General features: G+C 71.3%; 6 protein-coding genes and 3 pseudogenes. 1 reads left to right on the forward strand and 8 read right to left on the reverse strand.

Going from position 1 to position 7564, the window contains the following annotated elements:
- The 5 genes and pseudogenes from rplD to RIM90_RS29295 all read right to left on the reverse strand — a co-directional run.
- Positions 1–463: 50S ribosomal protein L4 (rplD, locus tag RIM90_RS29275; protein ID WP_309063766.1), on the reverse strand; the 463-nt coding region annotated here is incomplete at its 3' end.
- A gap of 8 nt (positions 464–471) precedes the next feature.
- Positions 472–1116, reverse strand: a complete 645-nt coding sequence (rplC, locus tag RIM90_RS29280) for a 50S ribosomal protein L3 (RefSeq protein ID WP_142193690.1) — start codon at positions 1114–1116, stop codon at positions 472–474.
- A 16-nt stretch (positions 1117–1132) separates the two neighbouring features.
- Complete coding sequence (rpsJ, locus tag RIM90_RS29285; protein ID WP_003948644.1) at positions 1133–1441, reverse strand: 30S ribosomal protein S10; 309 nt, start codon at positions 1439–1441, stop codon at positions 1133–1135.
- A 947-nt stretch (positions 1442–2388) separates the two neighbouring features.
- Positions 2389–3036 (reverse strand): annotated as a pseudogene (locus RIM90_RS29290) (hypothetical protein); the annotation flags it as partial.
- Between the two features lie 78 nt (positions 3037–3114).
- Positions 3115–3498: pseudogene (locus tag RIM90_RS29295) on the reverse strand (FG-GAP repeat protein); the annotation flags it as partial.
- On the opposite strand from RIM90_RS29295, the gene RIM90_RS29300 reads away from it, so the two are divergent.
- Positions 3443–4207 (forward strand): DUF2071 domain-containing protein, encoded by a 765-nt coding sequence (locus RIM90_RS29300; RefSeq protein ID WP_309063767.1) that lies wholly within the window; start codon positions 3443–3445, stop codon positions 4205–4207. The pseudogene RIM90_RS29295 and the gene RIM90_RS29300 overlap by 56 nt on opposite strands.
- A gap of 80 nt (positions 4208–4287) precedes the next feature.
- Here RIM90_RS29300 and gdhA read toward each other — a convergent pair whose 3' ends face one another.
- From gdhA to RIM90_RS29315, 3 genes and pseudogenes are all read right to left on the reverse strand, one after another.
- Entirely contained in the window at positions 4288–5646 is a 1359-nt protein-coding gene (gdhA, locus tag RIM90_RS29305; RefSeq protein ID WP_309063768.1) for an NADP-specific glutamate dehydrogenase, read from the reverse strand.
- Positions 5647–6105: 459 nt separating this feature from the next.
- On the reverse strand, positions 6106–7242 hold the full coding sequence (locus RIM90_RS29310) for an endo-1,4-beta-xylanase (RefSeq protein WP_309063769.1): 1137 nt from the start codon (positions 7240–7242) through the stop codon (positions 6106–6108).
- A gap of 207 nt (positions 7243–7449) precedes the next feature.
- Positions 7450–7564 (reverse strand): annotated as a pseudogene (locus RIM90_RS29315) (aldo/keto reductase); the annotation flags it as partial.

Here is a 7564-nt window from a genome sequence, read left to right on the forward strand (position 1 = left end):
GCAGGTTCTTGCGCTCGCTGATCTTGCCGAACAGGCTCTTGGCGGCCTTCGTGGACGGCGTCTCACCCTCGACCACGCCGGTGACGACGTGGATGCGGTTGTGGCGCGCCCGGTCGGTGAGGGCGTGCCGCAGGGCGGCGGCCTTCATCTTCTTGGGGGTGCGCTGCGAGTAGTCGCGCGGCACGGGACCGTGCACGACGCCACCACCGGCGAACTGCGGCGCGCGGGTCGAACCCTGGCGGGCGCGACCGGTGCCCTTCTGGCGGTACGGCTTCTTGCCACCGCCACGGACCTCGCCGCGGGTCTTGGTCTTGTGGGTGCCCTGGCGGGCAGCGGCCAGCTGCGCGACGACGACCTGGTGGATCAGCGGGACGCTGACCTTCTCAACGCCGAAGATCTCCGCGGGGAGCTCGACGGTACCGGCCTTGTCGCCCGCCGGCGAAAGGATGTCAACAGTGCTCATCGGTTACCTCAGGCCCCCTTGGCCGCGGTGCGGACCAGGACGAGGCCGCCGTTCGGACCGGGAACCGCGCCCTTGATGAGCAGCAGACCCTTCTCCGCGTCAACGGCGTGGACGGTCAGGTTCTGGGTGGTGACCCGCTCGTTGCCCATGCGACCCGCCATGCGGAGGCCCTTGAACACACGGCCCGGGGTGGCGCAGCCACCGATGGAACCGGGAGAGCGGTGCTTGCGCTGGGTGCCGTGCCCGGCGCCGAGGCCACGGAAGTTGTGGCGCTTCATGACACCGGCGAAGCCCTTGCCCTTGCTCTTGCCGGTCACGTCGACCTTGACGCCGGCCTCGAACACCTCAGCGGTGATCTCCTGGCCGAGCGTGTACTCGGAGGCGTCCGCGGTGCGGATCTCGACGAGGTGACGACGGGGGGTGACGTCGGCCTTGGCGAAGTGGCCCTTGAGGGGCTTGTTCACCTTGCGCGGGTCGATCTCGCCGAAGGCGATCTGGACGGACTCGTAGCCGTCGACGTCGTTCGTGCGGACCTGGGTGACGACGTTGGGCCCGGCCTTGACGACGGTGACGGGAACAACACGGTTGTTCTCGTCCCACACCTGCGTCATACCGAGCTTCTCGCCCAGGATGCCCTTGATCTGCTTGGTCATCTTCAGATCACCGGCCTCAGAGCTTGATCTCGATGTCGACACCGGCCGGGAGGTCGAGTCGCATCAGAGAGTCAACGGTCTTGGGGGTCGGGTCGAGGATGTCGATCAGGCGCTTGTGCGTGCGCATCTCGAAGTGCTCGCGCGAGTCCTTGTACTTGTGCGGCGACTTGATGACGCAGTACACGTTCTTCTCAGTGGGCAGCGGCACCGGGCCCGCGACCGACGCACCAGTGCGGGTCACCGTCTCGACGATCTTCTTCGCCGAGGAGTCGATGACCTCGTGGTCGTAGGCCTTGAGCCGGATGCGGATCTTCTGTCCCGCCATGGCTACTTCGTAGTCCTGTCTCTCATTACGCTCTGGAACCCGGAGCGGCTCCCCTCGTTCTCCGACCCACGCGGTCGGGCGTGTCGCGCTCCCGCTGACATGAATGTCCCTTGTTCGAACATCCCTGCGGGATTGACACGGCCCTACCAGAACCGCGGACCGGGGGCGAAAGGCCCACCGGGCGCCTGGCCGGCGCCGCGCCCACGCTTCCCGGAAGATTCCCGTACGTCCGCCCCTGATCAGGGACGACGAGTACTGTGGGACTCGCTTCCGGTCCTCCCGGCGGGAGGCGCGCAGCATCAACACTCGACCGAGCAACTCCGACAGTCTGCCATATGGGGCAGGGGCCTGGCCAATCGAGCGGAAGAGATTACCCCGGGGGCGGCGGGAATCAAACGCGGGCGCCCCGGAAAACGGCGCAGCGGGCCGGCGAGGCCGGATCGCCGTGCCCGGGCTCGCGGGCCTCGTCACCGCTCCTCGGCCCGGCCCGGTCCGGACGACGTCCTCCGGCGGATGCGCCTTCGACCAGCTTTTCCAGTGCCTCCCCAGCCGTGCGTGCCGGCGGCACGGCACCGTCCCTGCCGATGCAGACGGCGCCGGTCGGCGCGATGCCGGGGAAACCGTCGCGCCGGTCGGCTTCCCCGATCGGGTGGAGGCCGGCACCGGTCTCTTCACCGAGCACGTCGAAGATCTCGTCCTCCCGTCGAGACGGGCCGCGGTGCCCGCCGCCGTGCACGCGGAACCCCGCCGAGCGGGGTCCGGCAGCCGCATCGCCCTGACGATCCGGGGCGACGCCTCCTCCGGCGAGCGGGTGAGGACCGGTCCGATCACCGCCGAACCGAGAGGCCGTTCGCCGCGCTCGAACGCGGCGTCCGCCCCGGCGGAGTCGTCGGCGCGCGACACGCCGTCGCCGCCCTTCCGGCCCCACGCGGCCGCCACGGCCCTCGGCCGACGAAGCGGAACGTCGACGTGATCGCGTCGACGATGTCGAAGAAGGAGTCCGCGAGGTCGAGGACCTGGCTGCTGCCGGCCACCGGCTCGGCCCTGCCCTCCTGGCCGGGCACGGGGGTGAAGGTCTGCATCGGCACGGCCCGGACGGTCCGGTTGAGCTCGTCGCCCGGGACCGGGATGTCCTCGACGCCGTACGTCCGTGCGGCCGGGCCGACGCCGGGGAGGTCGGCGGTGGTCGCCTTCCGCCAGGAGTCGCCCGCCTTCTTCGCCTCCTTGACGGCGAGTCGGGCGGCGACGGCGGCCGGGTCGGTGGGAAGGGGGTCGCCCCTGCTCGTACGGCCGCCGGCCGGCGACACCGTCACCGAGCCGGTGATCGGCGTGTCCCCGCCGAAGCTCTCCGCCATGCAGCCGCAGTACAGCGCGCCCTACTTCCAGGCGTCCGCCGCCGCCTTCCGCGGGAAGGCGGTGTACGTGTCCCGGTGCGGGGCCAACTCCGGTTGCACGCGCAGGCGTTCACTCACCATGCGGCGGATCGAGTCGTCCCGCGACTCCGGCCGCACGTCGAACTCCCCCCAGGACTCCGGCACCTTGATCCGGAAACCGCCCCGCTCGACGGTCGGCGCCTCCGCGTAGCGGCGGGTCAGTCCGGCTGCGGTGCCGCTGGTGGCCGCCGAGCCGCTGACGACCGGGCCGCTCGCGGAGCCGCGGGCGATCCACAGCAGGCCGTCGGCGTTCTCGCCGGGGGCGCCGACCACGGCTTCGGCCCGGCCGTCCTTGTCGGTGTCGCCGATCGCGGCCGAGGCGCCGAAGCGGTCGCCCGCCTCGGCGCCGCCCGGGGCACCCGTGGAGTTCTGGGTCGGGACCGCGTGTTCGAGCTGCTCGCGGGCGAGCGCGTCGAGGGAGAGCTCCTGCACGGCGGCCGGTCTTCCCGCCGGTGCCGTGCGGTCACCAGGGCCGTGTGGGGCATGCCGTGGGCTGCTGCCCTGTGGGGTCCACCGCGCGCACCCGGCGGGCCGTGCCGCGGCCTGTGCCCTCTGTGATACTGGCGCCGTGTCGCCGACACCGCAGCCCCCGGATCCCATCACCGCCGACGCGCCCAAGGCCATCGCGCGCCCGCTGCTCACCCAGTCCTGGCTCGACCTGACCTTCCTCCACTGGGCGGTGGACCCGGCCGACGTGGCCGGGCTGCTGCCGCCGGGCACCGTCCCCGACACGCTGGACGGCGTCACGTACGTCGGGCTCGTCGCGTTCCGGATGCACCGCGTGGGGTGGCTCCGCCTCCCCGGCGTGCCCTACCTCGGCACCTTCCCCGAGACCAACGTCCGTCTCTACTCCGTGGACGCGCACGGACGGCGCGGTGTCGTCTTCCTGTCCCTGGACGCGTCCCGGCTGATCCCCGTCGCGGTCGGCCGCCTCGGGTTCCGGATGCCGTACCTCTGGTCCCGCATGGACATCCGGCACGACGGCGACACCGTCACGTACACCAGTTCCCGGCGCTGGCCCGGACCGCGCGGTGCCCGGAGCCGTATCACCGTACGGGTGGGTGAGCGGATCGGGGAGGCCACCGAGCTGGAGCACTTCCTGACCGCCCGCTGGGGCATGCACGGCGTCTTCTTCGGCCGGTCGGTGTACCTGCCCAACGCCCATCCGCGGTGGCCGCTGCACCGCGCCGAGCTGGTCGGGTGCGAGGAGGACCTGGTGGCGGCCGCGGGACTGCCGCGGCCGGCCGGGGAACCGGTGAGCGTGCTGTACTCGCCGGGCGTTCCCGCCCGCTTCAGCCTTCCGGCCCGCCCGGGCGGTCTGCGCACTCCCTGACGTCCCGAGGGGGAGGCCGGGGTCCTGCTCCGCAGGCCCTTCCCGGTCTCCCCGGTCTCCCGTCTCCCCCTGGGGGTCCGTCAGATGACGCCCTGCGCCAGCATCGCGTCCGCCACCCGCTCGAAGCCGGCGATGTTCGCGCCGGTCACGTAGTCGCCGGGGGCGCCGTAGCGCTCGGCGGTCTCGGCGCAGGTGGTGTGGATGTCGGTCATGATGCGGGCCAGCTCGTTCTCGACCTGGTCGGCCTTCCACGAGGTGCGCGAGGCGTTCTGCGTCATCTCCAGGGCGCTGACCGCGACCCCGCCCGCGTTGGCCGCCTTGCCGGGACCGAAGGCGACTCCGGCCTGCTGCAGGAGCTGCACGGCCTCCGGCGTCGTCGGCATGTTCGCGCCCTCGGAGACCGCCTTCACGCCGTTGCGGACGAGGGTGGCGGCGTCGTCGGCGTTCAGTTCGTTCTGGGTCGCCGACGGCAGGGCGACGTCGGCCGGGACCTCCCAGACCCGTCCGCCGGGCACGAACCGGGCGGAGGCGCCCCGGCGCTCCGCGTAGTCGCTCACCCGGCCGCGCTCGACCTCCTTGACCTGGCGCAGCAGCTCCACGTCGATGCCCTTCTCGTCGACGACGTAGCCGCTGGAGTCGGAGCAGGTCACCGGGTTGGCGCCGAGGGCGGCCAGCTTCTGGATGGTGTAGATCGCGACGTTGCCGGAGCCGGAGACGACCGCCGTCTGCCCTTCGAGGTCCTCGCCGCGCTCGCGCAGCATCGCCTCCGCGAACAGCACGTTGCCGTATCCGGTCGCCTCCGGACGGATCAGCGAGCCGCCCCAGCCGGCGCTCTTGCCGGTCAGCACGCCGCCCTCCCAGCGGTTGGTGATCCGCCGGTACTGGCCGAACAGGTAGCCGATCTCGCGGGCACCGACGCCGATGTCGCCCGCCGGGATGTCGGTGTACTCACCGATGTGCCGGTACAGCTCGGTCATGAAGGACTGGCAGAAGCGCATGACCTCGGCGTCGCTGCGGCCCTGCGGGTCGAAGTCGCTGCCGCCCTTGCCGCCGCCGATGCCGAGCCCGGTCAGCGCGTTCTTGAAGACCTGCTCGAAGCCGAGGAACTTGATGATCCCGAGGTTCACGGAGGGGTGGAAGCGCAGACCGCCCTTGTACGGGCCGAGGGCGCTGTTGAACTCGATCCGGAAGCCGCGGTTGACGTGGACCCGGCCGGTGTCGTCCTGCCACGGCACCCGGAAGATGATCTGCCGCTCCGGCTCGACGAGCCGTTCGACGAGCCCGGGCTCGGCGTACTCGGGCCGCGCCGCGAGCACCGGAGCGAGCGTCTCCAGCACCTCACGCGCGGCCTGGTGGAATTCCGGCTCCGCCGGGTTGCGGCGCTCCACCTCGGCGCGCAGACGGTCGAGCGAGGTCTTGGGGTCGGGTCGTGAGGTCACGGGGGCCCTTTCTGGCGCGGCTGACACCGGGTACGAGCTGACGAAGAGGCGGTACGAGCCGGTGATGGGCGCTCGGCGCCATTGCCGCGCGCAGGACAGGCGGCCGCGAGGGGTGGTTGCCCGAGGCGGCCGACCTTCCAGTGTTACCTCTGTGTAAACCGGAACGGCAAGAACCTCGCACGATTGTCCGCCATCTGAGACCTTCTGTACGGAACGCGGAACGCCGCGGCGCCCCACCCCCGTATACGATGCCGCGCCGTGTGTACGGTGCCGCACCGCGTTGCCGGGCGGCGCGGACCCGGCCTCCGGCGGACGGCACCGGACCGGGAGTGATCCGCGACGGGCCGCCGGCCGTGAAGAGAACGGCCCCCGGACCGGTCACCTCGGACCGGTCCGGGGGCGCTTCCCCGCCACGGGGGCGGGACAGGGCGTTCCCAGCGGCGCTCCCGCCGGGTTTCCTCAGCCCTTCCGCGCCTCCTTCAGGGTGTCCCGCAGGGCGTAGAAGGCGGGCTTGCGGACGAAGTCGTCGGTCATGACGTTCGCGAAGCCCTCGCCCTCGAAGGTCACCGGAACCCACGAGTACTTGTCGGTGAAGCCCCAGATGGTGAAGGAGTTGCAGCCGTCCACGGCCAGGCACGCCTGGAGGGCGCGCTGGTAGTAGTCGGCCTGCTTCTGCTCCATCTCCGGGGTGGGCACGCCGCTCTCCGGCAGGTCCATGCGGACGTCCAGCTCGGTGACGGCGGTCTCCAGGCCGAGCGCGTCGAAGCGGCGCAGGTTGTCCTCCAGGTCGCCCGGGAAGCCGTAGCGGGTGCTCAGGTGGGCCTGCACGGAGAAGCCGTGCACGGGCACGCCCTGCTCGAGCAGGTCCTGCGTGAGGGCGTAGTAGGCGTTGCTCTTCGCGTTGATGCTCTCGACGTTGTAGTCGTTGAAGAACAGCAGCGCGTCGGGGTCGGCCTCGTGGGTCCAGCGGAAGGCGTCGGCGACGATGCCCGGGCCCAGCTCGCGGATCCAGATGTTGTCCGTCGTCCGCAGGTTGCCCTGCTCGTCGAAGATCTCGTTGGCGACGTCCCACTGCTGGATCCTGCCGGCGTAACGGCCGACGACGGTCTTGATGTGGTCGCGCAGGATGGCGCGCAGCTCGTCCTTGGAGAAGTCGCCCTTCTCCACCCACTCCGGGTTCTGGCTGTGCCACAGCAGGGTGTGGCCGCGGACGACCTGGCCGTTCCGCTCCGCGAACTCGACGATCGCGTCGGCCTGCCCGAAGTCGTAGCGGTCCTTCTCCGGGTGGATGTAGTCCCACTTCATCTGGTTCTCGGCCGAGACCGAGCTGAACTGACGCGCGAGGATCTTCCGGTACTCCTTGTCGTGCGTGAAGGGGTCCGGGTAGTCCTGCGACAGGTGGTGACCGCCGCCCGCCACGGCGGTACCCACGACGAAGCCCTCGGGAGCGGCCCAACGCAGCCGGTCGAACCGGGCGTTGGAGTGCGGTGCCGCCTGCTGGTCGGCCGACGGTTCGGCGGTGGCCACGCCCGGCACGAGCGGCAGGGACAGGGCGGCCGCGGCGACGGCCACGGTGGCGAAGCGAATGGGTCTCATGCGGGGAGTCTCATTCCGGTCGTCGTTCTCGAATGTTTCGAAGCTCTGTACGAAACATTAGGGATGGGCGGACGCTAAGGTCTGGCCGAGCGACGCGTCAATACCCGTGCAGAGGTCCGCATGCCGACGCGCCCGCCCGGCCGTCGCCGAGGGCGGCCGGGGCGGGCGCGTCGGGCGGGCGGCGAGGAGGGACGGGCCCCCGGACGGTCAGCGGCGCCGCAGTGACGGGTCGAGCAGCGCGGGCGGGGTGTCGTACTTCTCGTGCGCGGCCAGGTCGACACCGGGGGCGACGATCGCGTCGATCGCGTCCAGTACGTCGGCG

Origin of the sequence: Streptomyces sp. (genome assembly GCF_031181555.1) — a bacterium.
Lineage (GTDB): Bacteria > Actinomycetota > Actinomycetes > Streptomycetales > Streptomycetaceae > Streptomyces > Streptomyces fimbriatus.